This is a genomic window from Leekyejoonella antrihumi, from assembly GCF_007845645.1.
Lineage (GTDB): Bacteria > Actinomycetota > Actinomycetes > Actinomycetales > Dermatophilaceae > Leekyejoonella > Leekyejoonella antrihumi.
In genome coordinates, this window is sequence record NZ_VCQV01000005.1 from 141,748 (window position 1) to 162,764 (window position 21,017).

Annotated in this window: 17 protein-coding genes and 1 tRNA gene; 11 read left to right on the forward strand and 7 right to left on the reverse strand. The window is 68.4% G+C overall.

Annotated features, from left to right (window positions below; all coding sequences use genetic code 11):
• The first annotated feature begins 89 nt into the window (after positions 1 to 89).
• From FGL98_RS05595 to FGL98_RS05630, 8 genes are read left to right on the forward strand one after another with little or no spacing between them, the layout of a single operon-like run.
• Positions 90 to 953, forward strand: a complete 864-nt coding sequence (locus FGL98_RS05595) for a squalene/phytoene synthase family protein (protein ID WP_146315743.1) — start codon at positions 90 to 92, stop codon at positions 951 to 953.
• Positions 950 to 1,813: a presqualene diphosphate synthase HpnD gene (gene hpnD, locus FGL98_RS05600; RefSeq protein ID WP_146315744.1), complete on the forward strand. Its 864-nt coding sequence runs from the start codon at positions 950 to 952 to the stop codon at positions 1,811 to 1,813. Before FGL98_RS05595 ends, hpnD begins: the two co-directional genes overlap by 4 nt.
• A 1-nt stretch (position 1,814) precedes the next feature.
• The gene (gene hpnE / locus FGL98_RS05605; RefSeq protein WP_146315745.1) at positions 1,815 to 3,161 is read left to right on the forward strand and encodes a hydroxysqualene dehydroxylase HpnE; all 1,347 of its coding nucleotides are present in this window, start codon (positions 1,815 to 1,817) and stop codon (positions 3,159 to 3,161) included.
• Positions 3,158 to 4,168, forward strand: coding sequence for a polyprenyl synthetase family protein (locus tag FGL98_RS05610; RefSeq protein ID WP_146315746.1), 1,011 nt, complete (start codon positions 3,158 to 3,160; stop codon positions 4,166 to 4,168). The genes hpnE and FGL98_RS05610 overlap by 4 nt, the downstream gene beginning before the upstream one ends.
• A gap of 3 nt (positions 4,169 to 4,171) precedes the next feature.
• On the forward strand, positions 4,172 to 6,106 hold the full coding sequence (gene shc, locus FGL98_RS05615; protein WP_146315747.1) for a squalene--hopene cyclase: 1,935 nt from the start codon (positions 4,172 to 4,174) through the stop codon (positions 6,104 to 6,106).
• On the forward strand, positions 6,106 to 7,569 hold the full coding sequence (gene ispH, locus FGL98_RS05620; RefSeq protein WP_146315748.1) for a 4-hydroxy-3-methylbut-2-enyl diphosphate reductase: 1,464 nt from the start codon (positions 6,106 to 6,108) through the stop codon (positions 7,567 to 7,569). The genes shc and ispH overlap by 1 nt, the downstream gene beginning before the upstream one ends.
• Before the next feature lies 1 nt (position 7,570).
• Positions 7,571 to 8,572 carry an adenosyl-hopene transferase HpnH gene (hpnH, locus tag FGL98_RS05625; protein ID WP_146315749.1) on the forward strand — a complete coding sequence of 334 codons (1,002 nt, stop codon included), beginning with the start codon at positions 7,571 to 7,573 and terminating at the stop codon, positions 8,570 to 8,572.
• Entirely contained in the window at positions 8,572 to 10,362 is a 1,791-nt protein-coding gene (locus FGL98_RS05630; RefSeq protein ID WP_146315750.1) for a 1-deoxy-D-xylulose-5-phosphate synthase, read from the forward strand. Before hpnH ends, FGL98_RS05630 begins: the two co-directional genes overlap by 1 nt.
• Before the next feature lie 37 nt (positions 10,363 to 10,399).
• On the opposite strand, the gene FGL98_RS05635 is transcribed toward FGL98_RS05630, so the two are convergent.
• Both FGL98_RS05635 and FGL98_RS05640 read right to left on the reverse strand, forming a co-directional pair.
• Positions 10,400 to 11,035, reverse strand: a complete 636-nt coding sequence (locus tag FGL98_RS05635; protein ID WP_146315751.1) for a DUF8185 domain-containing protein — start codon at positions 11,033 to 11,035, stop codon at positions 10,400 to 10,402.
• Complete coding sequence (locus FGL98_RS05640; RefSeq protein WP_146315752.1) at positions 11,032 to 11,490, reverse strand: acyl-CoA thioesterase; 459 nt, start codon at positions 11,488 to 11,490, stop codon at positions 11,032 to 11,034. Before FGL98_RS05640 ends, FGL98_RS05635 begins: the two co-directional genes overlap by 4 nt.
• Before the next feature lie 49 nt (positions 11,491 to 11,539).
• On the opposite strand from FGL98_RS05640, the gene FGL98_RS05645 reads away from it, so the two are divergent.
• Positions 11,540 to 12,508 carry an acyl-CoA thioesterase gene (locus tag FGL98_RS05645; protein WP_246136385.1) on the forward strand — a complete coding sequence of 323 codons (969 nt, stop codon included), beginning with the start codon at positions 11,540 to 11,542 and terminating at the stop codon, positions 12,506 to 12,508.
• Here the strand turns inward: FGL98_RS05645 and pdxR are convergent.
• Positions 12,505 to 13,932: a MocR-like pyridoxine biosynthesis transcription factor PdxR gene (gene pdxR, locus FGL98_RS05650; RefSeq protein WP_186525994.1), complete on the reverse strand. Its 1,428-nt coding sequence runs from the start codon at positions 13,930 to 13,932 to the stop codon at positions 12,505 to 12,507. The genes FGL98_RS05645 and pdxR overlap by 4 nt on opposite strands.
• 93 nt (positions 13,933 to 14,025) lie before the next feature.
• On the opposite strand from pdxR, the gene FGL98_RS05655 reads away from it, so the two are divergent.
• Entirely contained in the window at positions 14,026 to 14,619 is a 594-nt protein-coding gene (locus tag FGL98_RS05655; protein WP_146315796.1) for a GNAT family N-acetyltransferase, read from the forward strand.
• Positions 14,620 to 14,740: 121 nt separating this feature from the next.
• Here FGL98_RS05655 and ettA read toward each other — a convergent pair whose 3' ends face one another.
• The 4 genes from ettA to FGL98_RS05675 all read right to left on the reverse strand — a co-directional run bounded on the left by ettA (position 14,741) and on the right by FGL98_RS05675 (position 20,455).
• Positions 14,741 to 16,423, reverse strand: a complete 1,683-nt coding sequence (gene ettA / locus FGL98_RS05660; RefSeq protein ID WP_146315755.1) for an energy-dependent translational throttle protein EttA — start codon at positions 16,421 to 16,423, stop codon at positions 14,741 to 14,743.
• Between the two features lie 44 nt (positions 16,424 to 16,467).
• Complete coding sequence (locus tag FGL98_RS05665; protein ID WP_186525995.1) at positions 16,468 to 16,947, reverse strand: single-stranded DNA-binding protein; 480 nt, start codon at positions 16,945 to 16,947, stop codon at positions 16,468 to 16,470.
• Between the two features lie 143 nt (positions 16,948 to 17,090).
• Positions 17,091 to 18,740 carry a GTP-binding protein gene (locus tag FGL98_RS05670; protein WP_146315757.1) on the reverse strand — a complete coding sequence of 550 codons (1,650 nt, stop codon included), beginning with the start codon at positions 18,738 to 18,740 and terminating at the stop codon, positions 17,091 to 17,093.
• Entirely contained in the window at positions 18,737 to 20,455 is a 1,719-nt protein-coding gene (locus tag FGL98_RS05675) for a GTPase family protein (protein ID WP_246136386.1), read from the reverse strand. Before FGL98_RS05675 ends, FGL98_RS05670 begins: the two co-directional genes overlap by 4 nt.
• 129 nt (positions 20,456 to 20,584) lie before the next feature.
• Here FGL98_RS05675 and FGL98_RS05680 point away from each other — a divergent pair.
• Positions 20,585 to 20,658 (forward strand) — tRNA-Arg (locus tag FGL98_RS05680).
• Positions 20,659 to 21,017 lie beyond the last annotated feature (359 nt).

The following is a 21,017-nucleotide window of genomic DNA, read 5'->3' on the forward strand; positions in this document are numbered from 1 at the left end:
TTGTCTATCACCAAGTGACAACCGATCGCAGTAATTGCCACACCTCTGAGTCGAGACTCTTGACGCCGCCTTCGAGCACGCTTGGAGGTATGACAGCGACGTCGCCGGCAGCGGAGCTCGAGGGGCCGGCTCTGTACGACCCTCGCGAGCGGACTGAGAACTTCCCGGTCGCGATGCGGTTGCTGCCACCCGCGGTTCGCCGGCAACTGCGACAGATCTACGTCGTCGCCCGGCACATCGACGACCTGGGCGATGAGGCGCCGGGGGATCGCGGTCGCCTCCTCGCCGAGTTCCGGAAGGACCTGGACACCCTCTTCGACGGTGGCACACCACGCGACCCCTGCCTGCGTCAGTTCATACCGACCCCCCGCGCAGGTGACCTGCAGAGGGAGGCCCTCCAGCGGCTGGTTGACGCGAACCTGCAGGACCAGCAGGTGCACGAGTACGCCACCTTCGAGGACCTGCTGGGATACTGCCGACTGTCCGCCGACCCGATCGGTCGCATGGTGCTGGCGGCCTTCGGGCAGTCGACTACGGAGCGGCAGGAGCTCTCCGATCGGATCTGCAGCGCGCTTCAGGTGCTGGAGCACTGTCAGGACGTGGTGGAGGACTTCCACCAGGGCCGCCTCTACCTGCCGCAGGTCGACCTGTCCCATGCGGGATGCCCGAGCGCCGACATCCTGAATCCTCGCCAGGCGGGCGCCCTGCGCGCGGTGGTCCTCGTCCAGGTGCGGCGAGCACGACATCTGATGCAGACGGGGCAACCCCTGATCGGCGAGCTGCACGGGTGGGCCCGGATCGCCGTGGCCGGCTACCTGGCCGGCGGCATGGCAACGGCAGACGCCCTGGAGCACGCCCGCGGTGACGTGACGCGGTCTACGCCGCGACCCCGACGGGTCGACCTACTGCGACACGTACTGGTGCTCCTGATGACCCGGCGGGGCTCCGCATGAGCACCACGACGACCGAGCAGGCCTACCTGACGTGCGAGAGCATCACGCGCAGCGAGGCGAAGAACTTCTATTACGGCATCCGCCTGCTGCCCTCGACCAAACGTGCGGCCCTCTGCTCCCTGTATGCGCTGGCCCGTCGCATCGACGACATCGGTGACTGTGACGCACCGGTCGCCCAGCGTGCCGATCGGCTGGCCTCCCTGCGCAAGTCCCTCGCCGACATCGACAACGCGACCGAACCGGTGCTTGCGGCGGTTGCTCAGACGGCGCGCGACTTCCCCGTCCCCCTCGATGCGTTCTACGAGCTCGTCGACGGGGTCGAGATGGATCTCGCGGGAGTTCGATACGACGACTTTCACGACCTCACGATCTACTGCCGGCGGGTGGCCGGGTCCGTCGGCCGTCTGTGCCTTGCCATCTTCGGCACCGGGTCCGACCCGCGCGCACCGCGCTTCGCCGACCAGCTGGGAATAGCACTGCAGCAGACAAACATCCTGCGCGACATCCGCGAGGACCTGCTCGTGGGTCGTGTGTACCTGCCGGCCCGTGAGCTCGAGCAGTTCGGCGTCACCCTCGAGCTGGACGAGCGCGGCTCCCTCAGCGATCCGGAGGCACACCTCGCCGGCTACATCGACTTCGCCGCGGCCCGCGCGGAACAGTGGTACGACCTCGGAATGCGGCTGCTACCGGAGCTGGACGGCCGCAGCGCCGCCTGCTGCGCCGCCATGGCCGGCATCTACCATCATCTGCTGCAACGCATTCGGCAGCACCCCACCTCGGTCTACGACCACCGTGTCTCGCTGCCGACCTGGGAAAAGGGGCGCGTCGCCGTGGCCGCGCTGAGCAGGACCGTGATCTGACATGGCAACCGTCGGTGTGATCGGAGGGGGGCTCGCCGGTATCACCGCTGCGCTCGACCTCGCCGACGCGGGCCACCACGTCATACTGCTTGAATCCCGGTCACGGCTCGGCGGACTCACCAACTCCTTCCAGCGAGAGGGTCTCTGGGTCGACAACGGCCAGCATGTGTTCCTTCGCTGCTGCACCAGCTATCGGCAGCTCCTCGAGCGGCTCGGCGTGGAGCATCAGGTCCAGCTGCAACCACAGCTGACGATCACGATGCGCAGCGGTTCGAGTGGCCGGGGCACCCGCATTCACCGCACGTCGCTGCCGTCTCCCCTCCATCTAGGGGGAGCACTCCTCGCACACCGATGGATCCCCTTACGCGAACGGCTTCAGGCGGCACGCGTCGCCCTTGCCCTCGGCAGGGTAGACCGCGACGCCTCGGAGACCGATGACGTCAGCTTCGGCGACTGGTTGCGGCAGCAGGGTTGCAGCCCGCGCGCAGTCGAGACCCTTTGGGATCTCGTCGGCCTCGCAACGTTGAACGCCCATGCCGATCAGGCCTCGCTGGCCCTCGCTGCGACGGTGTTCCAGCTCGGGCTGCTCGGCGACAAGGGTGGCGCCGACATCGGCTGGGCCACCGTGCCACTTCAGCAGCTGCACGGCGCTGCTGCCCTACGGGCCCTCGACGTAGCCGGGGCCGAGGTGTGCACGCGTTCCCGTGTGCGGGCAGTGACCCGCACCACGAGTGGGTGGCGCGTCGACCTGGATGACACCCACCGCACCTTCGATCGCCTCGTTGTGGCTGTCCCGCCGGACATTGCCGACGGGCTCGTCGGGTCCGCAGCGCTGCGAGTGCCGGCCGACTTCGTCAACCGACTCGGCCGCTCGCCCATCGTCAACCTCCATGTGGTCATCGACCGGCAGGTCATGAGTGAACCGTTCCTCGCCGCGGTCGACAGTCCGCTGCAGTGGCTCTTCGACCGGACCACATCCTCGGGACTCCCCTGCGGGCAGTATCTCGTGGCCAGCCTGTCCGCGGCGGACGACCTGATCGGCTGCACCGTCGCCGAGCTGCGGACGACGCTCCTGCCCGAGTTCGTGCGCATACTCCCCCGTATGACGGATGCCACGGTCCAGGACTTCTTCGTCACCCGGGAGCCACACGCGACGTTCCGGCCCGCCCCAGGAACCGCACTGTCCCGGCCCGCAGCCCGAACTGCTTTGCCCGGCCTCGCAGTCGCCGGCGCGTGGACCGCGACGGGCTGGCCGGCAACGATGGAGGGTGCTGTGCGCAGCGGCCATGCGGCGGCGAGCGCACTGCAGGAACACACGCCGGCGCGACGAGACGAGGTGGCAGCATGAACGGACCGGACCGGGCGCTCGACGAGACCAGATCTCTGGTCGTACCGGCACTACGGAAGGCCGTCGACCGGCTGGACCCCCAGTTGCGGAAGGTCGTCGCGTATCACCTGGGATGGGTCGACGAGCATGGTGATCCGACCGTCGAGGACGGCGGCAAGGCGGTCCGACCGACGCTGGCGCTCGCCGGAGCGCGAGCCGTCGGGGCAGATCCGTCGGCCGTTGTGGCCGGGGCGGTCGCGGTCGAGCTCGTGCACAACTTCTCTCTCGTGCACGACGACATCATGGACCGAGATGTGACCCGGAGGCACCGCCCCACGGTCTGGTCGATCTGGGGTGAGCCCACGGCGATCCTCGCCGGGGACGCGATGGCCTCTCTGGCACGCGAGGTCGTGCTGGAGGACACCGGCACCGGTGCCCCCCGGGCCGCCCTGATGTTGGAACGCGCGACCCGCACCCTCATCCATGGGCAGGTCCAGGACATGGAGTTCGAGGAACGCGGCACCGTTCCGCTGGCCGAGTGCGAAGCCATGTCGACACGCAAGACGTCGTCGCTCCTCGCGGCCAGCACCGTCATCGGCGCGCTGCTCGCCGATGCCGACCGGGATCTGGTCCGGCCCCTGTGGTCCTATGGCATTCATGTCGGCCTGGCCTTCCAGCTGATCGATGACGTGCTCGGCATCTGGGGCGATCCCAAGGTCACCGGCAAGTCCAACCACTCGGATCTGCGCGCCAAGAAGAAGTCGCTTCCGATGACCTGGGCGCTCGAGCAGGGCAGCGCCGACGCCGATCGGCTGCGGGCCTGGTTGACGACCGGTGGCACAACCGAGAGCGAGATCGCCTCCGCGGTCGATGCACTCGATCGTCTGCGCGCGAAGGACTGGGCGGAGCATCGCGCCGCCGATCTGGTCGATGCAGCCAAGAACGACCTGGACGGCACCGCGCTCGTCCGCGATGCCGTCGACGAGCTGTGCGAGCTGGCCGACTTCATCTGCGCCAGGAAGGCCTGAAACATGACAGATACCGCAACCGACACCTCGACGCACGCCTCTTCGGGCAGCGCCGCTCAGCACACGCTGAACGCCGCCCTCACCTACCTTCGGTCTCTCCAGGACGAGGGCGGCTGGTGGAAGGGCGATCTCGAGACCAATGTGACGATGGATGCCGAGGACATGATGCTGCGGGAGTTCTTGCACATCGCAACGGCAGAGACACGAGAGCAGAGCGCTCGCTGGATCCGGTCCCAGCAGCGAGACGACGGGACGTGGGCGACGTTCGCCGGCGGTCCCGGTGACCTGTCGACGACGACCGAGGCGTGGGTCGCTCTGCGAATCGCCGGCGACAAGCCGGCCGCGGAGCACATGCGCCGCGCGGCGGACTTCGTCCAGCAGCAGGGCGGCGTCGAGCGATCACGAGTCTTCACCAGGATCTGGCTGGCGCTCTTCGGGCTCTGGGACTGGGACGACCTGCCCAACATGCCTCCCGAGCTGATGCTGCTGCCGAAGTGGTTCCCGCTCAACATCTACAACTGGGGATGCTGGGCACGCCAGACCATCGTCCCGTTGACCGTGGTCTGCACCCTGCGACCGCGACGACCGCTCCCCTTCAAGATCGACGAGCTCCGCACTGGCGCAGCGGGGCCGGCCAAGCAGTCCTGGCGCAGCATCGGTGGCGCATTCCAGCGACTCGACGTCGCACTGCACGCCTACGCCAAGCATCCGCTGATGCCCGTGCGGCAGGGCGCCATGCGCCTGGCCGCCGAGTGGATCCTGGCACGGCAGGAGGCAGATGGCGGCTGGGGCGGGATCCAGCCGCCCTGGGTCTACTCCCTGCTCGCACTGCATCTCCTCGGATATCCACTCGACCATCCGGCGATGAAGGCCGGCGTCGAGGGGCTCGACGGCTTTGTGCTCACCAAGGAGACACCTGACGGCCCGATGCGTCAGCTGGAGGCCTGCCAGTCCCCCGTGTGGGACACCGCCCTGGCACTGAATGCCATGCTGGACTCCGGTGTGGACGCGGACGACCCGGCCATCCGCAAGGCGAGCGAGTGGCTCGTGGACGAGCAGATCACCGTCGACGGCGACTGGAGTGGGCGCACCCCGCACCTGCCGTCCGGAGGTTGGGCGTTCGAGTTCGCCAACGACAACTATCCAGACACCGACGACAGCGCCATCATTGTCATGGCGCTGCGCCGGGTCGGGAGCAACCGGCCGACACTGCTGCGAAAGGCCGTAGACCGCGGCATCGCCTGGACCGCCGGCATGCAGTCGCGGGACGGCGGCTGGGGCGCCTTCGACGCCAACAACACACACACCCTGGCCAATGAGCTGCCCTTCTGCGACTTCGGCGCCGTGATCGACCCACCATCGGCCGATGTCACCGCACACGTCGTGGAAATGCTCGCTGCAGAGGGCCGGGCCCGTGGTGAACGCTGCAAGCGCGGAGTGCGCTGGCTGCTCGAGCACCAGGAGGACGACGGCTCCTGGTTCGGACGGTGGGGCGCAAACCACGTCTACGGCACCGGAGCGGTGGTGCCCGCCCTCATCGCCGCCGGAATACCCACCGATCACCAGGCCATCCGCGCGGCGGTGCGCTGGCTGGAGGCGCATCAGAACACCGACGGCGGCTGGGGCGAGGATCTGCGCTCCTACGATGCTCCCGCCTGGATAGGCCGTGGTGAATCGACCCCGTCCCAGACCGGCTGGGCGCTCATGGCGCTGGTGGCGGCCGGCGAGGGCTCTGCTGCACGTGCGGGGGAACTCACCGAAACCGCCGTTGAGCGTGGGATCGCCCATCTCGCGAACACCCAGCGAGAGGACGGCGGCTGGGACGAGCACCTGTTCACCGGCACCGGATTCCCCGGTGACTTCTACATCAGCTACCACCTCTACCGGCTGGTGTTCCCCATCTGGGCGCTCGGCCGCTACCTGCAAGGGGGCACGTGATGAGTGGAGCCATCTATACGCCGCTGCGGATCGAGCAACAAGCGCTGGCGCACCGACTCTCGGTGCCGGTGAACCTCGCCGGTCGGGGCCGGTCGACCCATGTCCTCGGCGGCCGCCCGACGCTGCTCGCCGGCGTCGCCGGCGGTCTGGCACCCGGCGTGCGGCCGGGCGACGTGGTGGTTGCCGACCGCGTGCGGCTGGGCGACACGGAGACGCTCTGCCCCGCCGCGCCCATGCTCGCCCGCGCCCTACGAGCCGCCGGCCTGACCGTCCATGTCGGCGCGATCGAGACCACGCCACGCGTCGTCGACGGCTCAGACCGGCTGGAGCTCGCGAGATCGGGCGCGCTCGCGGTGGACACGGAGTCCGGCTATGTCGCCACCCAGGTGCCGGACGGGCAGCTGGCAGTGGTCCGCACGATTGTCGACACCGCCGACAACCCGCTGCGCCGCGCCGGCACGCTGAGACGCGGGATACGCGCCCTGCACACGCTGTCCGCCACAGCGCCGACACTCGAGCAGTGGGCCGAGGCCGTCCTGGCCCGTGACGTCTGCCTGGCCAGCCCTCGCTCGTTCTGCGCAGGCGTCGAACGGGCCATCGAGATCGTGGAGCGCGCCTTGCAGATGAATGGTGCACCCGTCTACGTGCGACGGCAGATCGTGCACAACACCCATGTCGTGTCACGCCTGGAACGGCTGGGTGCGGTGTTCGTCGAGGAGCTCGACGAGGTGCCCCGAGGATCCGTCGCAGTGCTCGCGGCGCACGGCGTGGCACCTTCGGTGCGCCGGCAGGCGAGTGAGCGCGAGCTTCAGGTCATCGATGCCACCTGCCCCCTGGTCGCGAAGGTGCACCACGAGGTGCAGCGGTATGCCTCGCGTGGCAACACGATCTTCCTCATCGGTCACGCGGAGCACGAGGAGGTCGTCGGCACACGTGGTGAGGCACCGGATCATGTTGTGGTCGTGGACAACCCGGAAGAGGCCGCGTTGGTCGAGGCACCCGACCCGGAGCACGTGTCCTACGTCATGCAGACGACCCTTGCGGTGTCCGAGGCCGAACGGTCCGCGGCGGTCCTGCGCGCCAGGTATCCGCTGCTGTCCGGCCCACGCCACGAGGACATCTGCTACGCCACGAGCAACCGACAGCAGGCGGTCGCCGAGGTCGCCGCTCAGTGCGATCTCGTGCTCGTCGTCGGGTCGGGCAACTCGTCCAACTCGCGCCGACTGGTCGAGGTGGCGCAAGCGGCCGGAGCCACGGCACATCTGGTCGACGACGTCGGCGCCGTCGATCTCGCGTGGCTGGCGCGGACCCGCAGAGTCGGTGTCACCGCCGGCGCATCCGCTCCGGCACACCTCGTCGAGGAGCTGTTGCAGTCGCTCTCCGCCTTGGGCGACCTGACCGTCGCCGAATCACCCGTCACCCAAGAGGATGTGCGGTTCTCACTTCCACGGGAGGTCAGCTGAAATGGCTATGCCACTGCGTCAAACACTCCGACTGGGTCGCTACCTGGCCAAGCAGAAGCTGCTGCGGAGGGACAAGTTCCCGCTCATTGTCGAGCTCGAGCCCCTCTTTGCCTGCAACCTGCACTGCGCCGGGTGCGGCAAGGTCGAGGAGCCGGCGGCCATGCTCAGGCAGCGGATGCCGGTCGAGCAGGCCATCGCTGCCATCGAGGAGTGTGGCGCACCGATGGTCTCGCTCGCCGGTGGTGAACCCCTGATGCACCCGCAGATCGACGAGATCGTGCGTCAGCTGCTCGACCGGGACAAGATCGTCTTCTTGTGCACGAATGCCCTGCTGATGCCACGGCACATCGACAAGTTCACGCCGCACCCGAACTTCTCGTGGATGATCCACCTCGATGGGATGAAGCAGAGGCACGATGAGTCGGTCTGTCACGAGGGAGGATTCGAGGGCGCGGTCGAGGCGATCAAGCTCGTCAAGGAGCGTGGATTCCGTGTCATGACCAACACCACGGTCTTCAACAGCGACTCACCGCAGGACGTCATCGATGTGCTGAACTACCTCAACGACGACCTGCACGTGGACAACATGCAGATCGCCCCGGGCTACGCCTACTGGAAGGCACCGGACCAGAACGGGTTCCTCGGCGTCGAAGAGACGCGCGCGCTCTTCAAGGAGGCCTTCGCCGACGGTCGGCGCAAGAAGTGGCGGCTCAACCACTCGCCGCTCTTCCTCGACTTCCTCGAAGGCAAGGTCGACTTCGAGTGCACCCCGTGGGCGATCCCGTCCTACTCCCTGAAGGGCTGGCAGCGTCCGTGCTACCTGCTCGACGACGGCTACGTCTCCACGTACCGGGAGCTGATCGAGGACACCGACTGGGATGCCTTCGGCCGCGGCAAGGACCCGCGCTGCGCCAACTGCATGGCCCACTGCGGCTACGAGCCCACCGCCGTCGTCGCCACGACGGGATCGCTCCGGGAGACGATCCGAGCGGCGGTGGCCTGATGACCGCCGACATGGCCCTGCTTCCCAGGATCAACGGCCCGGACGACGTGAAGGCTCTCGCGCAGTCCCAGCTTCCGCTGCTGGCCAAGGAGATTCGTGCCGAGCTGATCGACAAGGTCTGCGCGACCGGTGGTCATCTGGGGCCGAACCTCGGCGTAGTCGAGCTCTCGATCGCGCTGCACCGGGCGTTCGACTCTCCCCGGGACTCCATCATCTGGGACACCGGGCACCAGGCCTACGTGCACAAGATGCTCACCGGCCGGCACGACTGTCTCGGCTCCTTGCGCACTGCGGGTGGCCTGTCCGGGTATCCGTCCCGGCGTGAGAGCAACCACGACATCGTCGAGAACTCTCACGCCTCAACCTCCTTGGCGTATGCCGATGGGCTTGCCAAGGCCTACCAGCTGGCCGGGCAGCGACGTCGGGTCGTTGCGGTCATCGGCGATGGCGCTCTCACCGGGGGCATGGCGTGGGAGGCGATGAACAATCTCGGCGCCTGCGACCGAGATGTCATCATCGTGCTGAACGACAACGGCCGGTCCTACGAACCAACGGTGGGGGCGCTGCCCAAGCATCTGTCGCAGCTGCGGGATGGGACGGCGACGTCAAACCTCTTCGAGGTGCTCGGATTCAGCTATCTCGGCCCGACGGACGGGCATGATCTGAAGGGGCTTCAGCGGGCTCTGACGAGGGCACGCCGATGCAAGGGCCCCTGCGTGCTGCACGTCGTCACCCGGAAGGGTGCTGGATATCGTGCCGCCGAGGCCGATGTCGACGACCGCATGCACACGGTGAGCGCCCGGCCCGTCCGTCCGGCGTCGGGACGTCCGAAGTGGACCCACATCTTCGGCAGTGAGCTCGTCGCGATCGGCGAGGATCGAGCCGATGTGGTCGCCGTCACCGCGGCGATGCGCCGGCCGACCGGCCTGCTGCCGTTCTCCGAGCGATTCCCGCACCGTGCCTACGACGTCGGCATCGCCGAGCAGCACGCCGTTGCCTCCGCGGCGGGTCTGGCGGCCGCCGGCCTGCACCCGGTGGTGGCGATCTACTCGACGTTCATGAATCGCGCCTTCGATCAGGTCCTCATGGATGTCGGGCTCCATTCTGCTCCAGTCACGTTCGTGCTCGACCGGTCTGGGGTCACCGGGCCGGACGGGCCGTCGCACCACGGCATCTGGGATATCTCCCTCTTCAGTCTGGTGCCCGGTATGCGGGTGGCGGCTCCACGCGACGCGGTCCGGCTACGGGATCTGCTTCGGGAGGCCATCGGCTACGACGCGGGGCCGACCGCGATCCGCTTCCCCACGGGAGAGTGCCCGGCACCGGTGGGAGCACGGGCGCGCATCGGCACGGTCGACGTGCTGACACCACGACCCACCCGGGCCGACCTCCTGCTGGTCGCCACCGGCGCCATGGCAGCGCCCGCCGTCGCGGCGGCGAACCTGATGCGCGCCCACGGGGTCTCGGTGACCGTCGTGGATCCTCGCTGGGTCTTCCCCATCTCACCCGAGCTGCTCAATATCGTGGCAGATCACCGCGTCGCCGTCACGGTGGAGGACAACGCCCTACCGGGTGGCTTCGGCGAGACACTCAGTCACAGCGCGCAACGGGCCGGGATCACGACCCGGGTCGTGCCGCTCGGCCTGGAGCCGGGATACATTGCGGCCGGCTCACGCGAGGACATCCTGGCTGCCGCCGGGCTGGACCCGCGAGGGATCGCGGAGACCGTTCAGGCGGTGCACTGGCCATCACCGTCGCTGGTGGGCAGTCTGCGCTCACTACCTGGCTAGTCCGCCGTTCGAGGCGTCCGAGAAGGCGACCCGCGTCTCAACGCGCGAGCACGAAGCCCGCGGGTGTGCTCACGCGGTGCCAGGAGGCGGCACGATGCACCTGCGCCACTGTGCCTACGCCGAACCCCAGGGCGTGCACCGCGAACGCCACGCTGCTCGGCAGTCCTTCCGCGCCCAGCGAGGTCGGCAGTGGCCGTGTCCACACTCGCCAGCGCAGGGTGGCGACCGCGGCCGATCCCGAGCCTTCCGGCGCGCCCTGGGTGATCTCCTCAATGCCTTGACTGGCGGCGCTTCGGAGCGCTTCGATCGACACCTGCGTGACGGACTGCCACCCGGTGCGCGGCGGGGTCAGCGCGGCCCAGGCGGCGGCCACCGTCTGGGGTGGGATGTCGAGGTCCGGCTCGACGTCGGCACGTGCCAACCGGTCGGCTACCGCCGCCAGGGGCACCGTCACGTCGACGGTCGACTCCTCCCGCAGTGCCAGCGTGCGCAGGCCTATGGTGGTGCCCTCGCCCAGGAGACCGCGACCGTCCAGGACCCCGACCCAGGCGGCCAGGGTCGTTCCCACGGCCTGCAACCGGATGGCACCGTCGGGACGCGCCTGACGCGCCCGAGCCACATACGTCGTCAGGTCGGACCTGGACTCGTCGTCCGCCAGCTTGAGTGAGCTCATTGCCGCGCCCGCCGCCGCATCTCGACCGGCTCACCCTGAAACTTCTCCAGCACCGCCTTCGTGTCCGGGTCGATCCGCTGCGGTCGCTGGGTCTCCATGTCGAAGTGGACCACGGTGGTCTGCGCCGTGCAGCAGACGTGCGCGTCCTGGTCGTTCGACGACAACACCTCGTAGTCCAGGTCGAACGACGCGCCCGAGATCTTGCTGACCCACATGGTGATGGTCACGGGCTGATGTCGGTAGTGCAGCTGACGGCGGTAGTCGATCTCGGTGCGAGCGATCAGCAGCCGCGGGACCCGCGACCCCTCGGCGTCGAACCCGAACCACTCCGCGAGGCCGAGCACACGAGCCTCCTCCAGCAACCGTGCCACCTGCACGTTGTTGATGTGCCGCAGCGCATCCATGTCCGACCAGCGCAACGGGATGTCGACAGAGTACGGTCGCTCGTTCTGCATGGGCACATCCTCGCAAGTCTTCGTGAACGGACTCGATAGAGTCTGCCAGGTGAGCGATGACAACAGCACTGACCCGACCGCCGACGCCCTGGACAACCCGGTCCGTGACCTGCTGGACGTGCTCGACCTGCAGCCGGCCGGGCGTGCCCAGGTCAGCCCCGAGGTCACGGGCGACGCGACGGATGCGGACGTCTCGGAGCGCAACCTGGACGTGTTCGTCGGTCGGAGCCAGGTGACCCCGCACGGCAGGGTCTTCGGTGGTCAGGTGCTGGCCCAGTCCGTCATGGCGGGGGGACGGACCGTGCGATCCGTGGAGGGCCTGGGTGAGCGTCCGATCCATTCCCTGCACGCCTACTTCATTCGCCCCGGCGACTCCAGCCATCCCATCCGGTTCGCCGTCGAGAACCTGCGCGACGGCAGGTCGTTCTCCGTCCGGCGCGTCCACGCGATGCAGTACGGCCACACGATCTTGTCTGCCACGCTGTCCTTCCAGACTCCTGCCGACGGGCTCGACCACCAGGCGGCCATGAACTCCGTGCCCGACCCCGACCGGGTGCGCACGGCCGCCGAGGAGCTCGCCGGGGTCGACCACCCGGCGGTGCGGCACTGGCTGCGTCGGGCGATGGATGTGCGGACCGTCGAGGGTGCGCTGTACCTCGTGCCCGGACGCCAGCACTCGGCTCATCAGAACGTCTGGATGAAGGCGATCGAACAGCTCCCCGACGACCCGCTGTTGCACGCCGCCGTACTCGCCTACAGCTCGGACTACTCGCTCCTGGAGTCGATCCTGCGTCGCCACGGGCTCGTGTGGGGCGACCGCAGGCTGCGTCCGGCGAGCCTGGATCACGCGATGTGGTTTCACCGGCCGGGGCGCATCGACGACTGGGTGCTCTACGAGCAGGAGTCGCCGTCCGCGTCGGGCGGTCGCGGACTCGGGCTCGGCAAGATCTTCTCGATCGACGGCACCCTGATCTGCTCGGTCGCACAGGAGGGAATGGTCCGCGTCAAGCAGGACTAGGACCATCCGAGCTGCTCCAGCACGCAGGCTATCTCGTCCACGACCGGCCGCGCCGCCGTCTCAGGCAACTGCGCATAGCCGAGCAGGAGGCCGTTGACCGGATGCGCCACGGCATACGACGACAGGGCGGAGACCACCAGTCCCCGTTCGGCGCAGCGGTCGACGACATCGGTGTCTCTGGCCCCGCAGCCCCAACGAATGGCCACATGGATGCCGGTGGCCACGCCGAGCACCTCGATGTCCGGACACCGCTCGGACAGAGCGGTCACCAGGCGGGTCCGCCTCGCAGAGTAGGTGCGCTGCGCGCGGGTGAGATGCCGGGTCAGGCTGCCGTCCTCCATCATTCGCGACATCGCCCGGGAGGCGACCCGGCTGCCATCCGTGCGCCGACGCGCGCCGGAGACCCGCACCGCATCGGACATCCAGCTCGGGACCACTGCCCAGGCGATCCGCAGGTCGGGTGTCAGGATCTTGGACGCCGTGCCGAGATAGACGACCCGCTGGGCGCCGCCCTTCATCGCCCGCAACGGTCCGAGCGGCCCGGCCTCGTGCCGAAACTCCCCGTCGAAGTCGTCTTCGATGATCACCGCGTCGGCGTCGTGCGACCACTCGAGCAGTCGTTGGCGGCGGCCGGCCGGCATGCGACCGCCAAGGGGGTACTGGTGAGCAGGAGTCACATACGCGAGGTCGTGCTCCGCCGTCAGCTGATCCACGCGGAGCCCATCTTCATCCACTGCGAGCAGATCAAGGTGTGCTGCGCTCTCCTGCAATGGAATCCGTGCCATCGGATAGCCCGGGTCCTCCATCGCAGCCCGTCTGACACCGAGCGCGTCTGCGACGGCGGAGATGGCCGCGGACACCCCGGGGAAGATCACCACATCCTCCGCGGCGGCCGTGATCCCGCGGGCCCGGCGGAGGTAGGTGACGAGCGCAGCCTGGAGCTCGGGGTGGTGCAACGGCCGATACCAGTCCACCTCCGGCACCGTGGCAGACGCCGCCCGCCAGGCCCGTCGCCAGTCCCGCCGGTCGATCAGCGAGACGTCCGGAGCGCCCGGCGCCAGGTTGAATCGAACCCGCTCGGGGCCGGGACGGTCGTCGCGGAAATGCCTTGGTGCCAGCCGCGGCCGACCGGCCGCGATCCGCGAATCGTCTGGCACGACCTCGGCGTCATCCACCGCCACCACTGCGCCGGATCCGCCACGGGTCTCGACGAGCCCCGCAGCGATGAGTTCGTCATACGCCATCACGACGCGTGATCGCGCAACACCGAGATCGGCGGCGAGCGTGCGGGTGGACGGCAAGGCGTCTCCCCTGCCGAGGCGCCCGGGTCCGATCTGCGCGGCGATGGCGGCGGACAGACCGGCCACGCTGCGCGCCTCACTCTTGTCGAGGCACAGGTTGCTGATGCGGCGAGAGCGAGGCACCGGTCCACCGTAACCCATACCGGACTGCGGAATAAGGCCATTCTGGACCTAGAAGTCGGACCAGAAATGCAGTGAGATGGGCGTATGACGATGATGACGCCGCTTCGCCCGCTCACCCTGACCGGTCGACTGGTTCGCCTCGAGCCACTGCACCAGGATCATCTCGACGGGCTCGTGGCGGCCGCCCGGGACGGTCAGCTGTGGGACCGCTGGTACACGGGCGTGGCCTCCCCCGAGGACATGACCGACCAGATCGAGGAACGCCTGCGCCTGCAGAAGACCGGCTGGATGCTGCCGTTCACGACGGTTCGCCAGTCCGACAACACGGTGATCGGTGCCACGACGTTCTGTGACATCGAACCGAGCGTGCCGAGAGTGGAGATCGGCTACACCTGGAACCGAGAGTCCGTGCACGGCACGGGCACGAACGCGGAGAGCAAGCTGCTGCTGATGACGCACGCCTTCGAGGCCCTCGGCTGCGAGTGCGTGAAGTTCCAGACCCACTGGATGAACCAGCAGTCCCGCGCCGCGATCGAACGGCTGGGCGCGCATCTCGACGGTGTGCTGCGTTGCGACAGCATCGATGCCGCCGGTCGCCTGCGCGACACGGTGGTCTACTCCGTCGTGGCCCGGGAGTGGCCGATGGTCAAGGCCGGCCTGGAGCACCGCCTACGCCACCGCCACTGAGCCCCACCCAAATGTGCGCTTTCGCGCCAAGGGTGCAGCTGTGGCTGCGCCCTTGGCGAGAACGTGCACAACTCGCCGTGCGTCCGCATCACCGGTGATGGTTGCTCGGTGGTGGTTGCGCTCAGTCGCGGGTCAGCTTGCGGTGGGTGACGCGGTGCGGGCGGGCGGCCTCCGGGCCGAGTCGTTCGATCTTGTTCTGCTCGTAGGACGCGAAGTTGCCCTCGAACCAGTACCAGCTCCCCGGGTTCTCGTCGGTGCCCTCCCACGCGAGGATGTGGGTGACCACGCGGTCGAGGAACCACCGGTCGTGGCTGGTGACCACGACGCAGCCGGGGAAGTCCAGCAGCGCGTTCTCCAGGGAGCCAAGCGTCTCCACGTCCAAGTCGTTGGTCGGCTCGTCGAGCAGCAGCAGGTTGCCGCCCTGCTTCAAGGTCAGCGCCAGGTTGAGGCGGTTGCGCTCACCACCGGAGAGCACCCCGGCCTTCTTCTGCTGGTCCGGACCCTTGAACCCGAACTGGGAAACGTAGGCGCGAGAAGGGATCTCGACCTTGCCGACCTGGATGTAGTCGAGCCCGTCAGACACGACCTCCCACAGCGACTTGTTCGGATCCAGTCCCCCGCGGCTCTGGTCGACATAGCTGATCGAGACCGTGTCGCCCACCTTGACGCTGCCGGCGTCGGGCTCCTCGAGCCCGACGATGGTCTTGAAGAGGGTCGTCTTGCCGACACCGTTCGGGCCGATGACGCCCACGATGCCGTTGCGCGGAAGGGTGAAGGACAGTCCGTCGATCAGGACCCGGTCGTCGAAACCCTTGTTGAGGTCGTTGACCTCGATGACCTGCGAACCCAGCCGCGGACCCGGCGGGATCGCGATCTCCTCGAAGTCCAGCTTGCGAGTGCGGTCGGCCTCGGCGGCCATCTCCTCGTATCGGGCCAGCCGGGACTTGCTCTTGGTCTGGCGCGCCTTCGCGTTGGAGCGAACCCACTCGAGCTCGGAGCTCAGCCGCTTGGCGAGCTTGACATCCTTCTTGCCCTGCACCTGGAGACGTTCGCTCTTCTTCTGCAGGTAGGTCGAGTAGTTGCCCTCGTAGGGGTACAGCCGCCCGCGATCGACCTCGGCGATCCACTGCGCGACGTTGTCCAGGAAGTACCGGTCGTGGGTCACGGCGAGGACGGTGCCGGAGTAGGCCGCGAGGTGCTGCTCCAGCCAGGTCACCGACTCGGCGTCCAGGTGGTTGGTGGGCTCGTCGAGCAGCAGCAGGTCCGGCTTGGACAGCAGCAGCTTGCACAGCGCGACCCGGCGGCGCTCACCGCCGGAGAGCACCGTGACGTCCGCATCACCTGGCGGGCACCGCAGCGCGTCCATCGCCTGCTCGAGCTGGGAGTCGAGATCCCACGCGTCGGCGTGGTCGATCTTCTCCTGGAGCTTGCCCATCTCGTCCATCAGCGCATCGAAGTCGGCATCCGGCGACGACATCTCCTCCGAGATGGCGTTGAACCGGTCCAGGTCGGCCTTGCTCTGGCCGAGCCCCTCCTCGACGTTGCCGCGGACGTCCTTCTCCTCGTTCAACGGCGGCTCCTGCAGCAGGATGCCGACGCTGAAGCCGGGCGAGAGACGAGCCTCGCCGTTGGAGGGTTGGTCCAGTCCGGCCATGATCTTCAAGATCGTGGACTTTCCGGCACCGTTGGGTCCGACGACGCCGATCTTGGCGCCTGGGTAGAAGGACATGCTGACGTCGTCGAGGATGAGCTTGTCCCCGACCGCCTTGCGTGCCTTGGTCATGGTGTAGATGAACTCGGCCATAGTGCGAAGGCTATCTGTGGCGACCGCCGTTCACCGAATCGGCATCATCCGGTCTGCGCCGGCTCTGCCGCAGGGGTGAGCGGTCCGGCATTGAAACCCTCGCCCGGTCCTGGTTCCGCAGGCGGCGAGGCCGCCGGCACCGGTCCACCCCAGCCGGCCGCCCGCTGCGGTCTGCTGAAGCTGCTTCGGCCGAACTTCAGGTCGTGACCCACGTGGTATGCCGTCACCTCGGCGGTCGAGCGCGCCTCCCCCTCCTGCGTGGTCCACTTGTTCACGCGCAGTCGGCCGGTGACCACGACCGGTTCCCCCTTGTGCAGGCTGGCCGCGACATTCACGGCAAGGCTGCGCCAGGCCGTCACCGTCATGAAGGTGCTGGCCGAATCGGTGTAGGTGCCTTGCGAGGCGTCGTAACGCTGCTCGTTGACGACGATGCGAAAGCTCACGACCGGCTCACCGGTCTTGGTCGTCCGAGGCTCCGGCTCGGTCGCCAGGTTGCCCGCCAACGACACGGTGATCTCGTTCATGGATCCACTCCCATCAGCCGGTGCGGTCTCACCCGCATCACGTGTGCTGACCAGACTGCCTCCCACGGAGGGACTCGGCAGGACGTCCGTCACCGGGTGTGGACAACGCCGCATACGGTGACGGGGTGGGGACCACGACGGGGTCAGTGCATCGCCTCATCGAGGGACTTTCGCGTCAGCGCATGATCCCGCAGCACTTTGTGCACGGGGGCCACGATCTGCTCACCGCTGACCGCTGCCACCGACTTGCGCAACCGCTTGCCGACGATCCGCGCCTGGTGCCGCGCTCCTCGGGCCGCGAACCATCGGGCAAGCAGCGCGAGCAGCAGCCCGAGGATCGCCCCACCGACGAGCATCAGCAGCGGCACCGGCAAGATGCCCCACGTCGGCGCGCTCGCGCTGATCTGTGCAAACCCCAGTCCCGCGAGGACCAGTAGCCAGACCAGCCCGGCGATCGCGACTGCCGCGAACATCCACTGCAGCACCCAGACGAGCATCCACCACCACGGATCGCGCTCGCGCAGAGCCGTGGCCAGGATGGCTTGGTCGAGCTGGTCGTAGAGACTGCCGTCATCGGGCGAGGCGGCGTCGTAGACGCTGTCCGCCCACCGCTGCGGCAGCCCCTCCGCCGCTGCCTGGCCCAGACGTCTGGTTGCCACATCCACCGCGGCACGTGCCGCCGGCGTGGGCGTAGGCAGTGACGATCGCCCGAGGGCGATCCGTGCGTCCTTGCGGCTCAACAAACCTCCCGTCACGCGGTCCAGACCCACCCGCCGCAATGGTGCCGGCCGCAGCCGGTGGATCCACCGCACGAAGGGCCAGCCGCCGCGAGCGGCGGCCTGCATTCGGTAGTCGCGCGCCACCGCGTCCTCGACGATCGGCACACCGGCGGCCGTGCTCAGGGCCTCCACCAGCTGTGGTGCTGCCCGCTCATCCACCGGCGGCTCACCGTCGGCGACACCGGCGCGCAGCCTCGCTGCCTGAGCTCGAAGATCTGCCATCAGCCGTCGCTCCGCGGCATTCTTGGTCTGCACCGCCTGCGAGATCGCCTGGAGCAGGTCCGCGACGCCTTCGCCTCGCAGGGCGGAGGCCGATATCACCTTCACCGCGTCGAGGCCGTCCTGCGTCAGCAGCCGCTGCAGGTCCTCGGCGCACTCGGCCACTTCACCGCGGCCCAGCCGGTCGATCTGGTTGAGGACGACGATCGTGACCGCCGAGTGCGACGCCATCCGGTGGACATACTGGTCGTGCAGGACCGCGTCGGCGTACTTCTGCGGATCGGTGACCCAGACGAACACGTCCGACAGCTCCAACACACGGTCGGCCTCCGCCCGGTGCGCCGCGACCCGAGAGTCGAAGTCGGGCAGATCGAGCAGCACCAGCCCGTCGAGATGGTCCGCGTCCTTCGCGGACGCCGGCACGTGGTGGCGCGCCCCCACTTTGAGCCAGTCGAGCAGCTCCCCGCTCGGCTCCTCGCCCCAGATCGCGGCCGCCGGCGCCGACGTCGTCGGCCGGCGAGCTCCGATCCGTGAAACCGGTTCAGTCACCAGCGCGTTGAACAGACTCGACTTGCCGCTTCCTGTTGCGCCGGCCAGCGACACCACGGTGCGGGTGCCGGCGACCCTGGTGCGCCCGCCGATCTTCGTCTCGAGCTCCCGCGCGGCTCGGACCTGGTCGGCCGGGAGGCGGTCTCCGGCGTGCTCCAACGCCGTCCGAATGGCCTGGGTGCGCGCGGAAAGGTCCTGCCGGGAGACGGTGTCGGGCACCTTGCTGCGGAAGGTGTTGCGGCTCATCGGGCCTGCTCAATTGCCGACACTGCAGCGTCCAGCGCTCCCGAGCCGAGCCCGTCCTGACCGCCGACGGCCTCGTCGAGCACGTCGTCGAAGCGCTGCCGCTCCCCGTCGTAGAGCTCCGTCGTCAGCTCCAGGAGCCTGGTGCGGGCACGCGCGGAGAGGGTGCGCACCGCCTGATCCCCGAAGACCGCCTCCAGCAGCCGCTGGGCAAGGATCGCCGAACCTCCGGCAATGCCGATCTCGGCGCCGCTCAGCCCTGCCGTCGCCGAGAAGACCAGCAGCATCAGCATCACCGCGATTCCATTGACGCCGAACGCGAGGAAGCGGGCTGTCGCGCGCTTCCCACCGGCCTCTTCTCGAACCATTTGCAGCACATCATCCTGCCAGCTGCGGACCAGCTTCTCGGCCTTCTGAGTGAAATCCGGTGAGACAGAGGCAAGCTCGCGATGTGCATCCACGAGCGGGGCGCCTCCGGGCGTGTTGCGCCAGCCGCGACTCACGGCAATGGCGGCACTTTCGGCGTGCGCCTGAAGCAGGGCGGCCACGCCGGTCTGAAGAGCGTGCCCGAGGTCATCCGCCGGCTGTGCCTTGCCGCGGCCACTGATGAATGCGGTGACCCTGTCGCGCATCCGGCCCACGCCGGCATCGAGCTGTCGAAGCAGCTCGCCGGTGCCCACGAACTCCTGCCAGCGGGCCAGGACCTCACCTCGTAGGAGGGAGCCGTCCCGCATCCCCTCTTGCACACCGCCGACGGCGCGGTCGTATGCCGCGGCCGCCTGGCCCGTGAGGTCGCCGGCGCCGCGCACCTGGGCCTCGTGTGCAGCCCGCAGCTCGGCCGTGCGGGCGGCCAACGAGTCCAGGGCCCCGTCCAGGGTGCGGCGGATCACCAGCCCCCTGGCGTGCGCGTCGGAGGCCAGCGACCTCAACCAGCTGCGAACGCGACCCATCTCGGTCACCGGAAGCAGTCCGTCGCGGGACAGGGAGGTCTCGGCGATGGCAAAGACCGGCGACTGGCCCAGCCCCTGCTCCATCAGCATGCCGGCGAGGTCGGCTCGGACCTCCTGCATGGCATCCATGGGGACGCGGTTGAGCACGACGGCGACCGAGGTGCCGCGCCCGATCGCCTGGTGCAGCAGCTCCCACGGGACGGCATCGGCATACCTCGAGGCCGTCGTGACGAAGATCCACAGGTCCGCTGCGGACAACAGTTGCCGCGCAAGATCGCGGTTGGCCGAGACCACCGAGTCGATGTCGGGAGCATCCAGGAGCGCGATGCCGACTGGCACAGCGTTGCACGAGACGAGTCGCAGGGTGTCCGGATCGTTCGCCGGCGCCGTCGTCCCGGTCTGACGGGCGAGGCCCGGCAGCACCCGGGTGCCGGTGAACCACCGGGCATCGGCCGGATTGTGGATCAGGGTCGACCCGCGGGTGGTCGGGCGAAGCACGCCGCTGCGGGTGACGGTCTCCCCGACCACCGAGTTGACCAGCGTGGACTTGCCGGCACCCGTCGAACCACCGACGACCGCCAGCAGCGGCGCATCCAACGAGCTGACTCGCGGGATGATGTAGTCGTCCAGTTGCGCCAGCATCTCCCGTTGACCGCGGCGGGCACGTTCGACGCCCGGAATGTCCAGCGGCAACGAGGTGACGCCCGCGGTGTCCCGCAACGTATGCAGCGCGGCCAGCAGCTCGGTCCCCTGATCGCCACCAGTCACTGGCACAGCATCCCCTGTCTGCGCGACGGACTCAACCTCGGGTCCACCATGTCGCGGATCTCGCCGCGCCCACGGCCGATGGGGTGCGCTCGCAGCATCGTCCACGCCTCATACACTTGTCACGCCATTGCCCCCGTAGCTCAGCTGGATAGAGCAAGAGCCTTCTAATCTCTAGGTCGCAGGTTCGAGTCCTGCCGGGGGCGCGAGAATTGCCGCCTGGCCAGGCATCATGTCGGGTCGGAGGCACTCGAAAATCGCGCTTGACGCGCGTTTGACGCTTGTTGTCGAGAACCTGGCCAACGGTCGATCGCCCATGAATGGCACGGGGCGGGCTGTCGTGCGGTGGTCGTCCTGGGTCCTGAGCCTCGTGAGGTCGCCACTGCAGCATGCCGCGAGGCGTCGCCGCGGCGCCCTGGCGACAACACCGGAGTCGGTGATCTGTGGCATGTCCTGTTCAGACGCACCCGTTCATCGAACCGGCTGCGGTGACCATGTCGCCGGATGCAGAACGAGCACGCAACTCGGGTCGACGAACGCGGGACGGGGGTCGTGCGTCGATTGT

Bases quoted from the DNA above. Each gene is read 5' to 3' on its own strand.
- FGL98_RS05630 (WP_146315750.1), top strand. From the start codon at position 8,572: ATGACCGCCGACATGGCCCTGCTTCCCAGGATCAACGGCCCGGACGAC.
- hpnD (WP_146315744.1), top strand. From the start codon at position 950: ATGAGCACCACGACGACCGAGCAGGCCTACCTGACGTGCGAGAGCATC.
- FGL98_RS05640 (WP_146315752.1), bottom strand. From the start codon at position 11,490: ATGCAGAACGAGCGACCGTACTCTGTCGACATCCCGTTGCGCTGGTCG.
- FGL98_RS05595 (WP_146315743.1), top strand. From the start codon at position 90: ATGACAGCGACGTCGCCGGCAGCGGAGCTCGAGGGGCCGGCTCTGTAC.
- FGL98_RS05670 (WP_146315757.1), bottom strand. From the start codon at position 18,740: ATGAGCCGCAACACCTTCCGCAGCAAGGTGCCCGACACCGTCTCCCGG.
- hpnE (WP_146315745.1), top strand. From the start codon at position 1,815: ATGGCAACCGTCGGTGTGATCGGAGGGGGGCTCGCCGGTATCACCGCT.
- ispH (WP_146315748.1), top strand. From the start codon at position 6,106: ATGAGTGGAGCCATCTATACGCCGCTGCGGATCGAGCAACAAGCGCTG.
- FGL98_RS05635 (WP_146315751.1), bottom strand. From the start codon at position 11,035: ATGAGCTCACTCAAGCTGGCGGACGACGAGTCCAGGTCCGACCTGACG.
- FGL98_RS05665 (WP_186525995.1), bottom strand. From the start codon at position 16,947: ATGAACGAGATCACCGTGTCGTTGGCGGGCAACCTGGCGACCGAGCCG.
- hpnH (WP_146315749.1), top strand. From the start codon at position 7,571: ATGGCTATGCCACTGCGTCAAACACTCCGACTGGGTCGCTACCTGGCC.
- ettA (WP_146315755.1), bottom strand. From the start codon at position 16,423: ATGGCCGAGTTCATCTACACCATGACCAAGGCACGCAAGGCGGTCGGG.
- FGL98_RS05610 (WP_146315746.1), top strand. From the start codon at position 3,158: ATGAACGGACCGGACCGGGCGCTCGACGAGACCAGATCTCTGGTCGTA.
- FGL98_RS05655 (WP_146315796.1), top strand. From the start codon at position 14,026: ATGACGCCGCTTCGCCCGCTCACCCTGACCGGTCGACTGGTTCGCCTC.
- shc (WP_146315747.1), top strand. From the start codon at position 4,172: ATGACAGATACCGCAACCGACACCTCGACGCACGCCTCTTCGGGCAGC.